Source organism: Streptomyces sp. NPDC048671, from assembly GCF_055587045.1.
In genome coordinates, this window is record NZ_JBVJHB010000034.1 from 1 (window position 1) to 17,823 (window position 17,823).

General features: G+C 70.1%; 10 protein-coding genes and 5 pseudogenes. 7 read left to right on the forward strand and 8 right to left on the reverse strand.

All coding sequences use genetic code 11. The annotated features are described in order from the left end of the window. Positions 1 to 351: 351 nt before the first annotated feature. The gene (gene secA / locus ACZ6S6_RS37455; RefSeq protein ID WP_362967244.1) at positions 352 to 3,168 is read right to left on the reverse strand and encodes a preprotein translocase subunit SecA; all 2,817 of its coding nucleotides are present in this window, start codon (positions 3,166 to 3,168) and stop codon (positions 352 to 354) included. A 241-nt stretch (positions 3,169 to 3,409) separates the two neighbouring features. Here secA and ACZ6S6_RS37460 point away from each other — a divergent pair, with 241 nt between their 5' ends. Together ACZ6S6_RS37460 and ACZ6S6_RS37465 are read left to right on the forward strand one after the other, a co-directional pair. Further along, the gene (locus ACZ6S6_RS37460) at positions 3,410 to 3,997 is read left to right on the forward strand and encodes a GNAT family N-acetyltransferase (protein ID WP_362967242.1); all 588 of its coding nucleotides are present in this window, start codon (positions 3,410 to 3,412) and stop codon (positions 3,995 to 3,997) included. A gap of 53 nt (positions 3,998 to 4,050) precedes the next feature. Beyond that, the gene (locus ACZ6S6_RS37465) at positions 4,051 to 5,226 is read left to right on the forward strand and encodes a winged helix-turn-helix domain-containing protein (protein WP_469709490.1); all 1,176 of its coding nucleotides are present in this window, start codon (positions 4,051 to 4,053) and stop codon (positions 5,224 to 5,226) included. A gap of 31 nt (positions 5,227 to 5,257) precedes the next feature. On the opposite strand, the gene ACZ6S6_RS37470 is transcribed toward ACZ6S6_RS37465, so the two are convergent. The 7 genes from ACZ6S6_RS37470 to mtnA form a co-directional block, all read right to left on the reverse strand. Next, positions 5,258 to 6,013 (reverse strand): response regulator transcription factor, encoded by a 756-nt coding sequence (locus ACZ6S6_RS37470; RefSeq protein WP_362967238.1) that lies wholly within the window; start codon positions 6,011 to 6,013, stop codon positions 5,258 to 5,260. Between the two features lie 183 nt (positions 6,014 to 6,196). Next, positions 6,197 to 6,886 (reverse strand): ribosome hibernation-promoting factor, HPF/YfiA family, encoded by a 690-nt coding sequence (gene hpf, locus ACZ6S6_RS37475; RefSeq protein WP_362967236.1) that lies wholly within the window; start codon positions 6,884 to 6,886, stop codon positions 6,197 to 6,199. A gap of 322 nt (positions 6,887 to 7,208) precedes the next feature. Further along, positions 7,209 to 7,937 carry a ComF family protein gene (locus ACZ6S6_RS37480; protein ID WP_469709492.1) on the reverse strand — a complete coding sequence of 243 codons (729 nt, stop codon included), beginning with the start codon at positions 7,935 to 7,937 and terminating at the stop codon, positions 7,209 to 7,211. Between the two features lie 112 nt (positions 7,938 to 8,049). Continuing rightward, positions 8,050 to 9,915: an LpqB family beta-propeller domain-containing protein gene (locus tag ACZ6S6_RS37485; protein WP_469709494.1), complete on the reverse strand. Its 1,866-nt coding sequence runs from the start codon at positions 9,913 to 9,915 to the stop codon at positions 8,050 to 8,052. Continuing rightward, positions 9,905 to 11,935 (reverse strand): MtrAB system histidine kinase MtrB, encoded by a 2,031-nt coding sequence (gene mtrB / locus ACZ6S6_RS37490; protein ID WP_469709496.1) that lies wholly within the window; start codon positions 11,933 to 11,935, stop codon positions 9,905 to 9,907. Before mtrB ends, ACZ6S6_RS37485 begins: the two co-directional genes overlap by 11 nt. A gap of 1 nt (position 11,936) precedes the next feature. Next, entirely contained in the window at positions 11,937 to 12,626 is a 690-nt protein-coding gene (gene mtrA / locus ACZ6S6_RS37495) for a two-component system response regulator MtrA (RefSeq protein ID WP_187740742.1), read from the reverse strand. Between the two features lie 4 nt (positions 12,627 to 12,630). Next, on the reverse strand, positions 12,631 to 13,776 hold the full coding sequence (mtnA, locus tag ACZ6S6_RS37500) for an S-methyl-5-thioribose-1-phosphate isomerase (protein WP_469709498.1): 1,146 nt from the start codon (positions 13,774 to 13,776) through the stop codon (positions 12,631 to 12,633). A gap of 140 nt (positions 13,777 to 13,916) precedes the next feature. Here mtnA and ACZ6S6_RS37505 point away from each other — a divergent pair. The 5 pseudogenes from ACZ6S6_RS37505 (at position 13,917) to ACZ6S6_RS37525 (ending at position 17,636) form a co-directional block, all read left to right on the forward strand. Continuing rightward, positions 13,917 to 14,634, forward strand: a pseudogene (locus ACZ6S6_RS37505) (hypothetical protein). A 67-nt stretch (positions 14,635 to 14,701) separates the two neighbouring features. Continuing rightward, positions 14,702 to 15,009: pseudogene (locus tag ACZ6S6_RS37510) on the forward strand (DUF4129 domain-containing protein); the annotation flags it as partial. Continuing rightward, positions 15,006 to 15,862, forward strand: a pseudogene (locus ACZ6S6_RS37515) (DUF4350 domain-containing protein). The pseudogenes ACZ6S6_RS37510 and ACZ6S6_RS37515, both read left to right, overlap by 4 nt. Next, a pseudogene (locus ACZ6S6_RS37520) lies at positions 15,859 to 16,862 on the forward strand (AAA family ATPase). Before ACZ6S6_RS37515 ends, ACZ6S6_RS37520 begins: the two co-directional pseudogenes overlap by 4 nt. Before the next feature lie 11 nt (positions 16,863 to 16,873). Beyond that, positions 16,874 to 17,636, forward strand: a pseudogene (locus ACZ6S6_RS37525) (hypothetical protein). The last annotated feature ends 187 nt before the right edge of the window (positions 17,637 to 17,823 follow it).

Below are 17,823 nucleotides of genomic sequence, written 5' to 3' on the forward strand. Positions count from 1 at the left end.
CTCCGGCGTTTGAGGAGCGGGGTCCGGGGCGGAGCCCCGGTTACGGGAAGGGGCGGGGAGGGGACAAGCCCCCCCCCCCGGGCCCCCCCCCCCCCCCCCCCCCCCCCACCCCCAACCCCCCCCCCCCCCCCCCCCCGGGGCCCGCCCCCCCCCCCCCCGCCCCCCCCCCCCCCCCCGCGGGGGGGCCCCCCCCGGGGGGGGGGGGGCGCCCCCCCGGTTACGGGAAGGGGCGGGGAGGGGACAAGCCCCGCCGCAGGCGCACCCACCCACCCCGCACACCCACACGCACAACGGCCGGACCCGGACACCAACGGTGCCCGGCCCCGGCCGCGATCCAGCAGTCAGCGCACGCTACTTCTTGCGGCGCCGCCCACCCCCACCACTCTTCTGCGCCTTGCGCCGCTCAGCCCGGGTGAGCCCGTCGGACTCGGCCCCGGCCCCGTCACTGTCCACGTTGGAGAAGTCGCCCTCGACGACCCCGCCCTCCCCGTCCACCGTGGGAGCGGAGAAGTGCAGCCGGTCGGGACGCTGCGGAGCGTCGAGCCCCTTCGCCCGGATCTCCGGACGCGCCGCCGGCACGGCGTCCTCCTTGGACAGCGAGGTCCCCGCGTCCTGCACCGGCACCTCCTCGACCTGCTGCTCGACCTGGACCTCCAGGTTGAACAAGTAGCCGACGGACTCCTCCTTGATGCCCTCCATCATGGCGTTGAACATGTCGAAGCCCTCGCGCTGGTACTCGACCAGCGGGTCCTTCTGCGCCATGGCCCGCAGGCCGATGCCTTCCTGGAGGTAGTCCATCTCGTACAGGTGCTCACGCCACTTGCGGTCCAGCACGGACAGCACCACGCGCCGTTCGAGCTCACGCATGATGTCGGAGCCGAGCGTCTTCTCACGCTCTTCGTACTGATCGTGGATGTCGTCCTTGACCGACTCGGCGATGAACTCGGCGGTGACCCCGGCGAGATCCCCGGCGGCCTCCTCCAGCTCGGCGACCGTGACCTTCACCGGGTAGAGCTGCCTGAACGCGCTCCACAGCCGGTCCAGGTCCCACTCCTCGGCGAACCCGTCCGCCGTCTCCTGGCGGATGTAGTCGTCGATCGTGTCGTCCATGAAGTGACGGATCTGGTCCTGGAGGTCCTCGCCCTCCAGCACCCGGCGCCGCTCGCCGTAGATGACCTCACGCTGCCGGTTGAGCACCTCGTCGTACTTCAGGACGTTCTTACGCGTCTCGAAGTTCTGCTGCTCGACCTGCGACTGGGCCGACGCGATCGCCCGCGTCACCATCTTGTTCTCGATCGGCACATCGTCCGGCACATTGGCCATCGACATCACGCGCTCGACCATCTGCGCCTTGAACAGACGCATCAGGTCGTCGCCCAGCGACAGGTAGAAGCGGGACTCGCCCGGGTCGCCCTGGCGGCCGGAACGACCGCGCAGCTGGTTGTCGATGCGGCGCGACTCGTGCCGCTCGGTGCCCAGGACGTAGAGCCCGCCGAGATCCTTGACCTCGTCGTGCTCGGCCTTCACCGCCTGCTCGGCCTTCTCCAGCGCCGCCGGCAGCGCGGCCGCCCACTCCTCGACGTGCTCGACCGGGTCGAGCCCGCGCTGGCGCAGATCCGCCTCGGCCAGGTCGTCGGGGTTGCCGCCCAGCTTGATGTCCGTACCGCGGCCCGCCATGTTCGTCGCGACCGTGACGGCGCCCTTGCGACCGGCCTGCGCGATGATCGGCGCCTCCCGGTCGTGCTGCTTGGCGTTGAGAACCTCGTGCTGCACACCGCGCTTCGACAGCTGCTGCGAGAGGTACTCGGACTTCTCGACCGAGGTGGTGCCGACCAGGATCGGCTGGCCCTTCTCGTGCTTCTCCGCGATGTCGTCGACGACGGCGGCGAACTTCGCGACCTCGGTGCGGTAGATCAGGTCCGACTGGTCGGCCCGGACCATCGGCCGGTTGGTCGGGATCGGCACGACACCGAGCTTGTAGATCGTGTGGAACTCGGCGGCCTCGGTCATCGCCGTACCGGTCATGCCGGAGAGCTTGCCGTAGAGACGGAAGAAGTTCTGCAGGGTGATCGTGGCGAGGGTCTGGTTCTCGTCCTTGATGTCCACCCCTTCCTTCGCCTCGATCGCCTGGTGCATGCCCTCGTTGTAGCGGCGGCCGGCGAGGATACGGCCGGTGTGCTCGTCGACGATCATGACTTCGCCGTCGATGACGACGTAGTCCTTGTCCTTCTTGAAGAGTTCCTTGGCCTTGATGGCGTTGTTGAGGTACCCGACGAGGGGGGTGTTCACCGACTCGTAGAGGTTCTCGATGCCGAGCCAGTCCTCCACCTTCGCGACACCGGGCTCGTGGATCGCGACGGTCCGCTTCTTCTCGTCGACCTCGTAGTCGCCGGTCTCCTCGATGCCCTTGAGCGGGTTGCCCGCCTCACCCTTGGCCAGCCGGGTGACCAGCTTGGCGAAGTCGCCGTACCACTTGGTGGCCTGGTCGGCGGGGCCGGAGATGATCAGCGGGGTACGGGCCTCGTCGACCAGGATCGAGTCGACCTCGTCGACGATCGCGAAGTTGTGACCGCGCTGGACGAGCTCGTCCTGCGACCACGCCATGTTGTCGCGGAGGTAGTCGAAGCCGAACTCGTTGTTCGTGCCGTACGTGATGTCGCGGCCGTACTGCTCGCGGCGCTGGGCCGGCGTCATGTTGGCGATGATGCAGCCGACGTCCAGTCCGAGGAACTTGTGGACCCGGCCCATCATCTCCGAGTCACGCTCGGCCAGATAGTCGTTGACCGTGATCAGGTGCACGCCCTTGCCGGAGAGCGCGTTGAGATACGCGGGCAGCGTGCCGACCAGGGTCTTGCCCTCGCCGGTCTTCATCTCGGCCACATAGCCGAGGTGCAGGGCTGCGCCGCCCATCATCTGAACGTCGTAATGGCGCTGTCCGAGGACCCGCTTGGCGGCCTCACGGACGGTCGCGAATGCTTCGGGAAGCAGGTCGTCCAGGCTCTCGCCGTCCGCGTACCGTTCCTTGTACTCGTCGGTGAGCGCCCGCAGCTCGGCGTCGGAGAGGTTGACGAAGTCCTCTTCGATGGAGCTGACCTGGTCCGCGATGCGGTGCAGTTTGCGCAGGATCTTGCCTTCGCCTGCACGCATGAGCTTGTTGAAGACGGACACTGAGGCTGGTCTCCTTGCCGGTCGGGCCTGGCACTGGGTCGTGTTATGGACTCTGGCGCGGGCACGGCAGGTGGGCCCCACCGCAACGGCCATCGTAAGCGAGGACCCCGCCGCGCCGGGAGGGCTGCCACCGCGTTGAGCTCGCAGTGCCCTTCCCGATCAACGGCCGAAGGGCACCGAAGGTGCCGCGAAGTCCGAAAAGTACTCGCTCCGCGCCCCGGCCGGTCACCAGAATCCGTACATGGAACCGATCACTCTCACCACCGACCGCCTGTTGCTGCGTCCCTTCGCCGGGGACGACGCGGACGCCGTGCACGCCGCCTGCCAGGATCCGGACATCCAGCGCTGGACGGTCGTCCCCTCGCCGTACAGCCGCACCGACGCGGAGCTCTTCACCCGGCAGTTCTCGCCCGGCGGCTGGCAGGACGACTCCATGTACAACTTCGCCGTCGTACTGCGTGACGGCGGGGCCCTGACCGGTGCGCTCGGCATCAACCGCCGCAATCAGCCGGGTACGTACGAGGTGGGGTTCTGGACCGCAGGGGAGCACCGCGGCCGCGGCTACATGACGGAAGCGGTCCGCCGCGCCGCCCACTGGACCTTCACCTCGCTCGGCGGGGACCGGCTGGAGTGGCGGGCCGAGATCGGCAATGTCCCCTCGCGGGCCGTGGCGCTGCGGGCCGGCTTCCTGATGGAGGGCGACCAGCGCTCCGGACTGCTCAACAAGGGGGTGCGACGCGATACGTGGGCCGGTGCCCTGCTCCCGTGCGACCTCGGGCTGCCGGGGACCTGCGCCTACCTTCCGGCGGTGGCCCCCACCCGCTCGTGAGGACCGCGGAATTCCGGGCCGGACTGTCAGTACCGCCCTCTAGGGTTCGAGGCATGACGCCTGTGCAGCCTCCCGCAGCCGAACTCTCCGCCGATCAGGCCCGCAGGATCGCCCTGCGCGCCCAGGGATTCCTGGGCGCCCCGGACCGCCGGGCCGGGGTGCCCGGCGTGCTGCGGCATCTCGGGGCCGTCCAGCTCGACACGATCTCCGTGCTCGCGCGGTCGCACGAGCTGATTCCGTACGCGCGCCTCGGCGCGGTCGGCCGGCGCCCCGTCGAGGAGGCGTACTGGTCGGGTGGCCGCGCCTTCGAGTACTGGTCGCACGCGGCGTGCGTCCTGCCGGTCGAGGAGTGGCCGCACTTCGCCTTCCGCCGCCGTGCCTACCGCTCACGCCCGCAGTGGCACCACGACCTGCCCGACAGCGCGTACGAGACGGTCATCAAGCAGTTGCGCACCGAGGGTCCGCTGACGGCCACGGAGCTGGGCGGCGCGAAGAACGGCGGGGAGTGGTGGGACTGGTCGGCGTCGAAGGTCGCCGTCGAGCGGGCCCTGATGTACGGCGAGGTGGTGTGCACCGAGCGGCGCGGCTGGAAGCGGGTCTACGACCTGGCGGAACGGGCCCTGCCCGCCTCGGTGCTCCACGACGACCTGGACGACGCGGAGTGCGTGCGCCGGCTGGTGGCGCTCGCCGGGCAGTCACTGGGCGTGGGCACCCGCGCGGACATCGCCGACTACCACCGGCTCAAGGCCGAGCAGTTCGACGCGGTGGTCGCGGACTCCGGCCTGGTGCCGGTGACGGTGCAGGGCTGGTCGAAGCCCGCCTGGGCGGATCCGGCGGCGCTGGCCTCGGAGCCGCGCGGCCGGCACCGTACGACGCTGCTGTCGCCGTTCGACTCGCTGGTCTGGGAGCGGGCGCGCACCGAGCGGATCTTCGCGTTCACCCACCGGCTGGAGGCCTACGTCCCCAAGCCCAAGCGGATCCACGGCTACTTCGCGATGCCCCTGCTGGCGGGCGGCAAGTTGCAGGGCCGGGTCGATCCGGCGCGCGAGGGCACGACGCTGGTCGCCCGGCAGGTGAGCCTGGCGGGCCCGAAGGCCGTGCCGCCGATGGCGCAGGCTCTGGTCGAGGCCGCGTCGTGGGTCGGCTGCACCGAGGTCCGGCTGGAACGGGTGGAGGCGCCGGAACTGCGCGGGCCGCTCACACGGGAAATCGTCCGCGTCCTGGCGTGACCGCACATTCCCGGGGCTTTACCCGGCCGCGTCACCTGATCTCGAGGATCTTCTCCCGCATGGCGTAGACCACGGCTTCCATCCGGGAGTGCAGCTGGAGCTTCTCCAGAATGTTGCGGACGTGGTTCTTCACGGTGTTCTCGGAAATGAAGAGTTCCTTCGCGATATCGCGATTGTTCATGCCTGTGGCAACCAGTTTGAGGACTTCGAGCTCACGCTCGGTGAGCCGGGGCGCCGGCACCAGCCGGCGCTCGTCGGTCCGCTGGATCATCGATTTGAACTCGGTGAGCAGTTTCGACGCCATGGACGGACTGATCTGGGACTGCCCGTCGGCGACCGCACGGATCGCGGTGGCGACCTCGTCCGTGGAGATCTCCTTGAGGAGATAGCCGGTGGCGCCCGCCTTGATGGCGTCGTAGAGGTCGGCCTCCTCGTCGCTGATCGTCAGCATGATGATCTTCGCGCTGGGGGCCACCTCCTTGATGGAGGTACAGGCCTCGATACCGCCCCGTTTGGGCATCCGTACATCCATCAGCACGATGTCCGGCAGCAGATCGGCCGCCTTGTCGACCGCCTCCGCCCCGTCCCCCGCCTCGCCGACGACCTCGATGTCCTCTTCGTGCGCGAGGACGATCTCCAGTCCTCTGCGGAAGAGGGCGTGGTCATCGACCACGAGGACCCGGATCGGTTCCTTGCGGGAACCACCGTCCTCGTCCGCACCGGTGCGGGCACCGGAAGCATCCTCGGCATCATTCGCGTCGCGCACGGGCCCGAAGGTGTCCGCCATCGTTCCTCCCCCTGAAGGCCACGGCCTGAAGTTCACAAACTGTCCGCCAACGGCAGTTCACAGAGCACCGATTGGCTTGGGCCGCCATGATTTCATGCCTGGACGTCCGAGCGGTGATCCAGTGGACGCACGCGGGTGCCCCGGGGGCGCACAAGGCGCACCAGGGGCACCACGGAGGGGGCGTCAGCCGCCGAGCGCACCACCCGCGCCGCCCGCCTCATCGGCGGCCAGCGGGTCGGTCCTCAGGTGGATGACACCGTAGTCGTAGGCGTGCCGCCGGTAGACGACACTCGGCTCCTTCGTCTCGGAGTCGACGAACAGGTAGAAGTCGTGTCCTACCAGCTCCATCTCGTAGAGCGCCTGGTCGAGCGACATGGGTGCCGCCACGTGCGTCTTCTCGCGCATCACCAGCGGACCTTCGCCCTGTACCTCGAGCGAGCCGATCCTGGTGGTGGGCACGGGCTTCGCCGGCTCGTCGGCGATCAGCACGCCGTCGCCGTTGAACGAAGCCGCTTCCGGTACGACTTCGGCGACCTCGGCAGCTGAGATGCGACCCGAACCACGGCGGCTGAAACGCTTGTCGTGCTGCTTGCGCAGCCTGGCCTCCAGCTTGCCGGTGGCCAGGTCCAGCGCTGCGTACGGGTCGCCTGCGGCCGCTTCCGCCCTGATGACCGGCCCACGCGAGCGGAGCGTGATCTCCACCCGGTCGGAACGGTCGGCCTGACGGGGATTCGGCTCCTTGGACACCTCCACGTCGAGGCTGATCACCTTGCCGTCGAACTTCTGGATCTTGTCCAGCTTCAGCTTCTCGGCCACGTGCTTGCGGAACCGCTCGGGCACCTCGGTCTTGCGGCCCTTGACGACGATGTCCACGCAGAACTCCGTTCCCGGATCGCTCCGCTCAGTGGCGGAGCATCTCCCTTTTGCACCAGGCCCCGGTGGTAACCGGAGCCGCGGACTCGGTGGCTTCCACCTCCTCCTCCCCCGGCGGCGAGGTGTCCACCCCACCGAATTTCCGGATTCTGAACTGCTGGTGGGTTACCTGCCCGAAACCTGGTGGTGCATTCGCCGAGGTCTGGCATTCACCATTCCTCACAACCGAACATAGCCTGCTCGGCGGCCTGTCGGCACCCGCTACTCGCACGTACCTCCGTTCAGGTCTTTTTACCCACTCACTACCTGCAACGATGCAGGTTCACTTCCAGTTCCGGTTTATTTCGAAGGCGGACGGAGATACTGCGACAACGGCCGCCTGCCGTACCCCGGAACCAGCGCCGTCCGGCCCCTCGGACCCGTCGATCGCCCGTGCCGCCTCGGCCAGCGAGGCACCTGTCGTGAGCAGGTCGTCGACGAGCACAACCCGGCCGGCTGCCAGCAGTCGCCCGCCTCCCGCCGCCATCTCCAGCGCACCCGCCAGATTCGCCCGGCGCTCCCCGGCTCCGAGCCCCGACTGGTCGGCCACCGCACGCCGCTGGCGCAGCACCGCGGCCACCCTGGCCGGGGTGCCCGCACGCCGCAGTTCCGCCGCGGCCGCCAGCGCGATCCGGCGCGTGGGATCATGTCCGCGCGCCGCCACGGCCCGGCGCGACGACGGCACGGGCACGAGCAGCAGTGGTCCCGGACCGGACGGTGACCCCGCCCCGGCCCGCACGGCACCCGCCAGGGCCTTGCCGAGGGCCCCTGCCAGGCTGAGCGCACCGCGCTCCTTGTGAGCCAGCAGCAGCGCCCGTACCGCGTTCTCGTAGCCGGCGGCGGCATGCACCGGGGGCAGGCCGGCCGGCTCCGGATCGGGTCTCACCCGGCGGGGCGCCCCGCCGTGGAGCTGCGCGCCGCACTCCGCGCACAGCTCGGTCCGAGGTCTGCCGCAGCCCCCGCAGGCCACCGGCAGGACCAGTCCGGTGATCTCCCGCCACCACCCGCTCATGACTCCACTGTGCCCCCGCCCGAGCCGTCGGACCACCCCTGTGGACAACCGCCCGGACACAGGCGGACACGGGCCGGCACAGGCGGTACGGGGGTACGGGCGGGCGCGGGCGTCAGCCCGGGTAGACCAGCGCCGAACCCTCCTTGAGGACCGTCTGCCAGTTGTCTCCGGGCAGCAGCTTCACTATTCCGTCGCCCTGCGTGTCCGCCATCAGCGGCAACTGCTCGTCGTCCGCCGCGGCGATCGCCAGCACCTGGTTCACCCCGGGCAGCACGCCCGACGAAGGTGTCGAGCCGTCCGCCTGCACATAGCGGACCTGCTGCACGCCGCCCTGCTCCTTGCCGACCACCACGAGACGGCTCCCGCCCGACCACGACATCGCGGTCACATCCGCCAGCTGCGGCGCGGCCTGCCGCAGGTCGACCACGGAAACCTGCTGCTTGCCCTGCGGTCCCTGACGCTCGATCCGGCCGATCCTCAGCGTCGTACGGTCGTCGCTCGACAGCAGCAGGGCGATGCGCACCCCGTCCGAGGACAGCCGCAGTCCCTTGATCCGGCTGCCGTTCAGACTCGGCACCGTGACCTCCTGCGGCTTGCCCGCACCGCCGGCCAGCCGCAGCAGCCTGGGATTGTCCGGGTCCCGGTCGGCGACCCAGAGGTCGCCCCTGCCGTCCCAGCTGGGCGCCGTCAGACGGTCCTTGGTACGGACGGCCTTGCTCGTCACCGCCGGGGGCGGCAGCTGGCCGTCGGCGGCGATGGAGGCCACGTAGAGCGCGTCGCGGTGCTGCGAGAGCGCCGCGGCCAACTGCTCGTCCCGGGCCACGCCGACCTCGCTCACCCGCAGCTGACCGGCACCGAACGGCCCGGCCACCGGCTCCGGTTCCCCGCTGCCCCTGGTGCTCCCCGGAATGCGCTGCACATGCCCCTTGGCATCGACGAAGTACTGGCTGTCGGGCCCGCCCGACGAACGGTCGGGGGCGTACTCCTCGGCCTGGTCCGACCCGAGCACGCACAACGTCGAACCGTCCGAGCGCTGCAGCTCCACCTGCTCGACCCGCGCCGATGTCAGGTCCCGGAGGGTGAAGAGCACCTGCGAGGCCATCATCCGGCAGGAGCGCTGTCCGACTCCGTCGGCCTTCTTGTTGAGCGGGACCTTCAGTACGTTGCGGTCGTCGGGCGTCAGCGAGATGACGTCCTTGCGCAGGCCCGTCCCGGCGGGGAAGCCTGATTCGACCACCGGCCGCAGCCAGTCGGTCGGGCCCCTCAGGAGACTGCGGACCGCCTGTGTCACGGTGTCCATCCCGGTGGCGGGGTCCGTCCGGTTACGGATGTAGACGGGGTCGGCGACCAGTGTGGACTGCGCCTCGGAGCGCCCGGTCGCGAAGTAGAACTTGTTGACGGAACGGTAGAGCCGCTTGAAGTCCGACTGCCCGAGCACCAGGCCGTCCGGCACTCTGTCGATGCGCCACTCCTTGCCGTCCGGCCCGTTCTGCCGCACCAGATGGAGGGTGCTCGCGTAGTCCGTCGGAGCGAGCGGCTGGTACGCGTTCTGCTCGTCGACCGTCGCCACCTTCTCGCCGGACAGCGTGTAGCTGACCTCGGTGGTGCTGCGGTCGCTCTCGTGGTCCGGCCGGCCGCTCCGGTTCGGCGCCTTGGCCAGCACGGTGGTGAGCGCACTCGGCTTCCAGGCCTTCGACGTCTGCTGCGTGAGGTACTTGCGCGTCGTCCGGAAGTCGGAGTCGTCGCTGGTCATCGACTCCAGGAAACCGTCGACCACCTCGTTCGGCGTGGCACCGTCACGCGGCGCGACCGCGTACACCTGCACCTGGGACTCGCCGGGCTGCGAGGCGTCCACAGCCTTGACATCACCGGTGACGGGCATCGAGCCGCACGCGGTGAGCAGCAGGGCGCCGCATCCCAGCAGCACGGTCAGCCCCGCCGCACGTCCGCGGCGGCCCTGATCACGGTCAGTGCCCACGAGTCGTGTCCTCCCGCCCCGGATCCTGCCTCGGGGAGTCGTTGTCGCCGGGCCGCTCCTCGGAGGGCCGCGGCACCACCCGTGCGCCGCTGCCCGGCAGTGCCGCCGGGTGCACCGAGACCGGTGCGGTCCGGGCGGCCGCGGGTGCGCGGGCCGGTACCGGCAGCGGTGAGCGGTCCGTACCCGGCGGCTGGGAGGGCACCGCCATCAGCCGGTGCTCACTCCCCGTGGCCTGTGCGGGGGCGGCCGCGGCCCGCTCCCGGTTCTCCCGGTTGCGCCGTGAGTCCTCGGGCTCCAGCGGTATCGGCGAACCGCGCAGCGGCTCGTCCGCCGTGCGCGGCAGGGTCAGCCGGAACTGGGAGCCGCCACCGGGCTCGCCCCAGGCCTGCAGCCAGCCGCCGTGCAGCCGGGCGTCCTCGACGGCGATCGACAGTCCCAGACCGGTGCCGCCGGTCGTCCGGGCGCGGGCCGGGTCGGCCCGCCAGAAACGGTTGAACACCCGGGTCGCCTCGCCGGGCTTCAGCCCCACTCCGTAGTCCCGGACGGCCACCGCGACCGCTCCGCCGGCCACCCCCATCCGCACCACGACATCGCGGCCCTCACCGTGCTCGACGGCGTTGACGACCAGGTTGCGCAGGACCCTCTCGACCCGTCGCGCATCGGCCTCCGCTATCACCGGCTGCTCGTCACCGACCACCCGGATCCGGGTGCCCTTGCGCTCGGCCAGCGGCTCGGCGCCGCCGATCACCCGTCGCACGACCTGCCGCAGGTCTATCGGCTCGGCCTCCAGCGCCGCGGCTCCCGCGTCGAACCGGCTGATCTCCAGCAGATCGGAGAGCAGCGACTCGAACCGGTCGAGCTGGTCACCGAGCAGCTCCGCGGAGCGCGCCGTGACGGGGTCGAAGTCGACGCGTGCCTCATGGATGACATCGGCGGCCATCCGTACCGTCGTCAGGGGTGTCCGCAGCTCGTGCGAGACGTCCGAGACGAACCTGCGCTGCATCCGCGAGAGCTCCTCCAGCTGCTGGATCTTCAGCTGAAGGTTCTGCGCCATCTTGTTGAAGGCCTCACCGAGCCGGGCGATGTCGTCCTCGCCGGTGACCTTCATCCGTTCCTGGAGCCGGCCGGCGGAGAGCCGTTCGGCGATCCCGGCCGCCATGCGGACGGGTGTGACGACCTGGCGCACCACGAACCAGGCGATGGCCCCGAGCAGCACGACCACGAACAGACCGGCGGTGGCCAGTGTGCCCTTGACCAGGGTCAGGGACTTCTCCTCCTGCGTCAGCGGGAAGACGTAGTACAGCTGGTAGGGGTTGCGGTCGATGTCATAGAGCCGCTTGCCCACGACGAGACCGGGCTGCGACTCCTGCCCGTTCGCGTAGCGGATCAGGGAGTACGTCTGGAATGCTCCCGGGCCCTTGTTCACGGACTCGCGGAGGCTCTGCGGAATGCTCGCGGCCTCGACGCTGCCCGAGCCGCGGGGCGCACGGGATCCCTCGTCGGCGCTGAGCGCCACCACGTTGAAGGCGTTCTTCCCGCCACTGGCGAGCTGGTCGACGAGCTCGGTCCGCCAGGAGTTGTTGGCGGTCGTGCCGTCCGCGGCGTCGCCGCCCTGGCCGGTCGTAGGAGTGAGTGGTGCGTTCGCCTTCTCCTGGGCAGCCGCGAATCCGCCCGCGGCCTGTGTCTGGGCGGCCTTGCCCTTCGCGTCGAGCAGGCCGTTGCGCACCTGCCCGATCACGACCAGGCCGAGCAGCAGAACCACACCGAGCGACATCAGCAGCGTGCCCGCGACGACCCGCAGCTGAAGGTTGCGCCGCCACAGCCGCACCGCGGGCAGCAGCGGACGCCGCACCCAGCGCATCAGCAGTCTCGGCACCGGCCCGCCGGGCGGCCGGTCCTGGAACAACCGGCCGCCCCGCAGGAACCGCCCGAAAGGCGACGACGCAGACCCTGAACCGGCAGCCCGCTCCGCACGGACTCCCGGCTCCCCGGGCTTCGGAGCAGCGCTACCCAGGGACATGTCAGCTCGGTCCGGCCTTGTAACCGACACCTCGGACGGTCACCACGATCTCCGGCCGCTCCGGGTCCTTCTCGACCTTGGAGCGGAGGCGCTGAACATGCACGTTCACCAGCCGGGTGTCGGCGGCATGGCGATATCCCCACACCTGCTCCAGCAGTACCTCACGGGTGAAGACCTGCCACGGCTTACGGGCGAGCGCGACCAGCAGGTCGAACTCCAGCGGGGTCAGGGCAATGGACTGCCCGTCCCGCTTCACCGAGTGCCCGGCCACATCTATGACCAGATCGCCGATGGTCAGCTGCTCCGGCGCCGGCTCCTCGGACCTCCGCAAACGTGCCCTGATCCGGGCAACCAACTCCTTAGGTTTGAACGGCTTGACGATGTAGTCGTCGGCCCCTGACTCCAGGCCCACCACCACGTCAACCGTGTCGCTCTTGGCAGTGAGCATGACGATCGGCACGCCTGACTCGGCCCTGATCAGCCTGCAGACCTCGATGCCGTCCCTACCGGGCAGCATGAGATCCAGCAGAACCAGGTCCGGCTTTGCCTCACGAAATGCAGCAAGTGCCTTGTCGCCGTCCGCTACGAACGACGGCTCGAATCCCTCACCACGCAGCACAATGCCGAGCATCTCGGCCAGTGCGGTGTCGTCGTCGACGACAAGGACGCGTCCCTTCATAATCGACATCATCCCATTAGCTAATCGTTATCTGCGATGACCTGGCACACAGCTCTGCCAGTCCGACCCCTGTGACCGGGGAGATTACGCCCTCCTCCGTGACGATCGCCGTGACCAGCTCCGGCGGTGTGATGTCGAAGGCGGGGTTGTACGCCTGGGATCCCGGCGGCGCCACGATCAAGCCACCCGTTTCCCGACCGGTCACCCCGACCCGAGAAAATGTGACCTCCGTCACTTCCCGTCCGGGTCTCTGCTCCACGGTGATCGCCGCCCCGTCCGCGGTGTCCAGATCCACGGTCGTGGTCGGGGCCACCACGATGAACGGTACGTGGTGATACTTCGCGAGCACCGCCAGCGGGTAACTCCCCACCTTGTTGGCCACGGATCCGTCCGCGGCGATGCGGTCCGCCCCGATGAGTACGGCATCCACCTCCCCGGCGGCGAACAGCGACCCCGCGGCGTTGTCCGTGAGCAGGCTGTACGGCATGCCGCTGCGAGCGGCCTCGTACGCGGTCAGCCTGGCGCCCTGGAGCAGCGGACGGGTCTCGTCCACCCACAGCCGCCTCAGCCGGCCCGCCCGGTGCGCACCGAGCGCCACCGCGAAGGCGGTGCCCTCGCCTCCGGAGACGAGCGCGCCGGTATTGCAATGGGTCAGCAGCTGATGCCCGCCTTCGGGCAGCAGCTCGTCCAGGAGGGCGAGCCCGAACCGCGCCATGCGGCCACTGGCCACGGCGTCCTCCCGGTGCAGGGCCCTGGCCTCTGCCAGCGCCTCCGCCGCCGCCTGCTCCGGATCCGCCCCCTTCTCGACCGCCGCCCGGTACGCCCCGGCGGCCCGCCGCACGCCGTAGCCGAGGTTCACCGCGGTGGGCCGCGCCTGCTCCAGCAGCCCTGCGGCCACCTCCACGTCCTGGCCCCGGACCGCGGCGAGAGCCACGCCGTAGGCCCCCGCGATACCCAGCAGCGGCGCTCCCCGCACCGCCAGCGTCCGGATCGCCTCCACCAGCGCGGGCACATCGGCACACACCAGCTCGGCCTCTTCCGCGGGCAACCGCGTCTGGTCGAGAAGCACCAGCACAGGGCCTTGTGGAGGCTCGTCCCAGCGAAGTACGGGAAGCGCCGAGGGGGCGATGCCCACCGGCGGTTGCGCGTCCTGATCAGCCATCCGCCCAGTCTGCCCGGTGAGCCGCCCACAAATGAAGGGACGAAGGAGACAGAGCGCCAGGCCCGGACCGGTGCGACGCGTGGCACGATGGCTGCCAACCTGACGCCCCGATGAGCGGACAGGACCGTTAAGGAGCGAGAATGAACGACACTCCGGGCTGGGCCTCGCCCGGATCTGCCCCCTCCGACGGCCAGGAGGCGGGTATCCCCCGGCCTTCCGAGCCTGTCGACGGCAGCGGACCTGCGGGGAACTGGTCTCCCACGCAGCCGCCCGCAGGGCGGTGGTCCCCGCCGAGCAGTTCCGGCGCCGGTCCCGGCGCGCCGCCACCCGCCCCCGGCTGAGGCGGACGGCCCCAGGGGCCCGGCTGGGACCGTCCGGACGCGGCGCGGCCCGGCGTCACCCCGCTCCGTCCACTGGGCGTCGGCCAGATCCTGGACGGCGCCGTATCCACCATGCGCGCCCAGTGGCGCACGGTCCTCGGCATCACGCTCACCGTCGCCGCGATCACCCAGACCGCGATCATCCTCGTGGCGCGCTATCTGCTGCCCGATTCCCCGTCCGTCGACACGAACGCCACGGGCTCGGAAGCCCTGCGCCAGGCAGCCGACTCGTTCCAGACCGAAATGCTCAACACCGGCCCGCCTCCGCTCATCACGATGCTCGCCACGATCTTCACCACAGAGCTGGTCGTTCCTGATCGTCTCCGGCATCGGCGACGTGGTCATCGCAACGATCACCTACCCGCTCTCCGCGGGTGTCATGGCGCTGCTCTACGTGGACCAGCGCATCCGGCGCGAGGCACTCGACCTCGAACTCGCCAGGGCAGCCGGCCTGCCGGGTTACGACAACAGGAGCTGACGCGGTGTCGGGGGTGGGTGGCACGGCGGCAGCGCGACTGCTGGTCCGTGCGAGCGGCGACATACCCCACGCCGCCGCCGGCCGCTGGAACCAGGCGGTCCAGGAACGGATGCGGGCCATCGTCCGCTCCCCCGAGGAACGCGCACTACTGGACCCGCGTCCCGGCCGCACCGCCGATGAAGCCGCCGCGGAAGCCGCCCGACCGCTCCCCGCACACGCCACCCGACTGCTGGCGGCGCCCGGCAGTTCGACGATGTCACATACGGTGGCCGCACCGCGGACCAACAGACATACCTGACCCTGCTCGCCCTGGCCCTGGAGCTCGGGTCCACCAGGCCCGAACTGACCGGCACCCTCCGGGGAGCCGCCGGATGACCGCGGTCACCACCCCTTCCTCCTCGGCCTCCCCGACCCCTCGTCAGGTCTGGATCCGCATACGCCGACTGCTGCTCGCCGTCCTCGTGCTCGTGGCCGCCGGAGTCGCCCTGACGGCCACCCACTCCGGCGATCGGCACGGACGTCTCGCCCCCCGCTCCGCGGACCGCTACGGCAGCGGGGCCGTCGCCGAACTCCTCAAGGACCGTGGCGTCTCCGTCCGTGTCGTCACCACGCTCCAGGGCGCCACATCCACCGTCCGCCCCGACACGACGCTGCTCGTCGCAGCGCCCAACCTGCTGACGCCGGGCCAGCAGAACACCTCCGCACGGCAACCGCCGACACCGTCGGCCGACAGCTCCGCCGCAAGCGGCGGCGGAGGCGATGACGGCGATGCGGGTGACGACAGCGCGGGCGGCGAGAGCAGCTTCATCGACCTGATCCCCTCGGGCTGGCTGTGGGGCACCCTGCAACTCGCACTCGCCGCCGTACTCGCCGCCGTCTGGCGGGCGCGTCGCCTGGGTCCCGTGATCGCCTAACGGCTGCCCGCGGCCATCCGCGCCTCCGAGTCCACCGAGGGCCGCGCCCGCCTCCACCGCAAGACCAACGCCCGCGACCGGGCCGCCGCCTCACTGCGCCACGCTTCTCGCACCCGTATCGCCCCCTCGTCGGCGTCTCCCCGCGGGACGCCCACTCCGCCGTCGCACTCCTGCCCGCCGTCTCCACGCGCCTCGGCACGACCGACAGCGGCCTCCAAGAACTGCTCTTCGGTTCGGCTCCTTCCGACGACGCCGTGCTCGTCCTTCTGGCAGACCAACTCGACTCCCTCCAAAGGGAGGTTCGTACCTCATGACCGCCCCGCCCCCAGTTCCCGCCGGGACAGCCGAGACCATCAGGAACGACGACACGGCCCGCGCCTCACTGGAAGCGCTGCGCTCCGAGATCGCCAAGGCCGTGGTCGGACAGGACCCGGCGGTCACCGGACTTGTCGTCGCACTGCTCTGCCGAGGTCACGTCCTGCTCGAAGGCGTCCCGGGCGTGGCCAAGATCCTCCTGGTCCGGGCCCTCGCGGCGTCCCTCGAACTCGAGACCAAACGCGTCCAGTTCACCCCCGACCTGATGCCCAGCGATATCACCGGGTCCCTCGTCTGCGACGCCCGCACCGCCGAGTTCTCCTTCCAGCCGGGACTGGTCTTCACCAACCTGCTACTCGCCGACGAGATCAACCGAACGCCCCCCAAGCCCCAGTCCTCCCTCCTGGAGGCAATGGAGGAGCGCCAGGTCGCCGTCGACGGAACCCCCCGTCCCCTCCCCGACCCCTTCCTCGTCGCAGCCACCCAGAACCCGGTGGAGTACGAGGGCACATACCCGCTCCCCGAAGCCCAGTTGGACCGATTCCTCCTCAAGCTGACGGTGCCTCTTCCGTCCCGTGAGGACGAGGTCAACCGTCCTGTCCCGCCACGCCGACGGCTTCAACCCCCGCGATCTCAAGGCTGCGGGCATACGCCCGGTCGCAGGACCGGCCGACCTGGAAGCCGCCCGCACCGCTGTTGCCGCCACCAGCGTCTCCCCCGAGATCGCCGGCTACGTCGTGGATATCTGTCGTGCCACGCGTGATTCCCCCTCACTGTCTCTCGGAGTCTCACCCCGAGGTGCCAACTGCTCTGCTCTCCACCGCCCGCGCATGGGCCTGGCTCACGGGCCGCGACTACGTGATTCCGGACGACGTGAAAGCCCTGGCCCTCCCCACGTTCCGCCACCGCATCCAGCTGCGGCCCGAGGCGGAGATGGAAGGTGTCACCCCCGACTCCGTCATCACCGCAGTCCTCGCCCAAGTCCCCGTACCCCGATGAGGCGGTGAATCGTGGCCCTCACCGGACGCACGCACTGCTCTCCGCTCTGGGGTCACTCCCTGTAGGCATTCAGGCCCCGAGCTGGACGGGCATGCTCGCGGTCAACGCCCCGCTGTCTCTGGCAATTCTGTGCGACTATGCCCTGGCTGCGCCAGTGCGCCCGCTCCAGTTCACTCGTTCTGGTGATACAACCGTTCGACTCGGTGACAACGCGGAAGTGCAACTCACCGTAGTCAATCGTTCCCGCCGCCGCCTGCGGGCACACCTCCGCGACGCCTGGCCTCCCAGCAGTCGCCAGACTGCGAGAACTCGACGGCCGCACGAGCGTCCTGACCCGCGGGGCGGGTCGGTCACGTCCCTCGTCTCAACGCGGCGATGGACGCGACGCTGCTCTTGACCGCTCTCGCCACCCGGGCGGGCGACCGTGTGGATCTGCTCGCCTGAGACCGCCGTGTTCGCGCCCGCGTTCAGCGCCGGGCGGCCGGGGAGGTCCTGTCGGCCATGGTCGGTGCGATGGCACCGCTCGAAACCCAGCGGCACACCGTGCTGCTGGCGGCCGTCAGTGACCCGCACATCGAGGAGATGGCCGGTGCGAGAGGCACAGTGGACGCGGTCTATGAGGCGGCTGCCGGCGCCCAGGCCAAGGCCCGTCGACGTCAGACGGCGGAACTGGCCCAGCGCCGTGGCGTAGTTGTCGTCGACGCCACTCCCGACACCCTCGCGCCGGCTCTCGCTGACGCCTATCTGGCTCTCAAGGCAGCGGGCCGTCTGTAGCGAGGCTGCGGACGCACCCGATCGGATCAGGCGGGCACGTAGGAAGGGACGGAAGGTAAGGACAGACGTGACCCGCTTGTATCCGTTCAAGCTCTTTCTGGTCCGGAACGCAGAAAAGCCCCGTGCCACAAGGGCACGGGGCTTAACTATAAAAGGAGTTCGGCGGCGTCCTACTCTCCCACAGGGT

Coding starts and splice junctions, on each gene's coding strand:
- ACZ6S6_RS37460 (WP_362967242.1), top strand. CDS start 3,410: ATGGAACCGATCACTCTCACCACCGACCGCCTGTTGCTGCGTCCCTTC.
- ACZ6S6_RS37465 (WP_469709490.1), top strand. CDS start 4,051: ATGACGCCTGTGCAGCCTCCCGCAGCCGAACTCTCCGCCGATCAGGCC.
- ACZ6S6_RS37470 (WP_362967238.1), bottom strand. CDS start 6,013: ATGGCGGACACCTTCGGGCCCGTGCGCGACGCGAATGATGCCGAGGAT.
- ACZ6S6_RS37480 (WP_469709492.1), bottom strand. CDS start 7,937: ATGAGCGGGTGGTGGCGGGAGATCACCGGACTGGTCCTGCCGGTGGCC.
- mtrB (WP_469709496.1), bottom strand. CDS start 11,935: ATGTCCCTGGGTAGCGCTGCTCCGAAGCCCGGGGAGCCGGGAGTCCGT.
- mtrA (WP_187740742.1), bottom strand. CDS start 12,626: ATGATGTCGATTATGAAGGGACGCGTCCTTGTCGTCGACGACGACACC.
- mtnA (WP_469709498.1), bottom strand. CDS start 13,776: ATGGCTGATCAGGACGCGCAACCGCCGGTGGGCATCGCCCCCTCGGCG.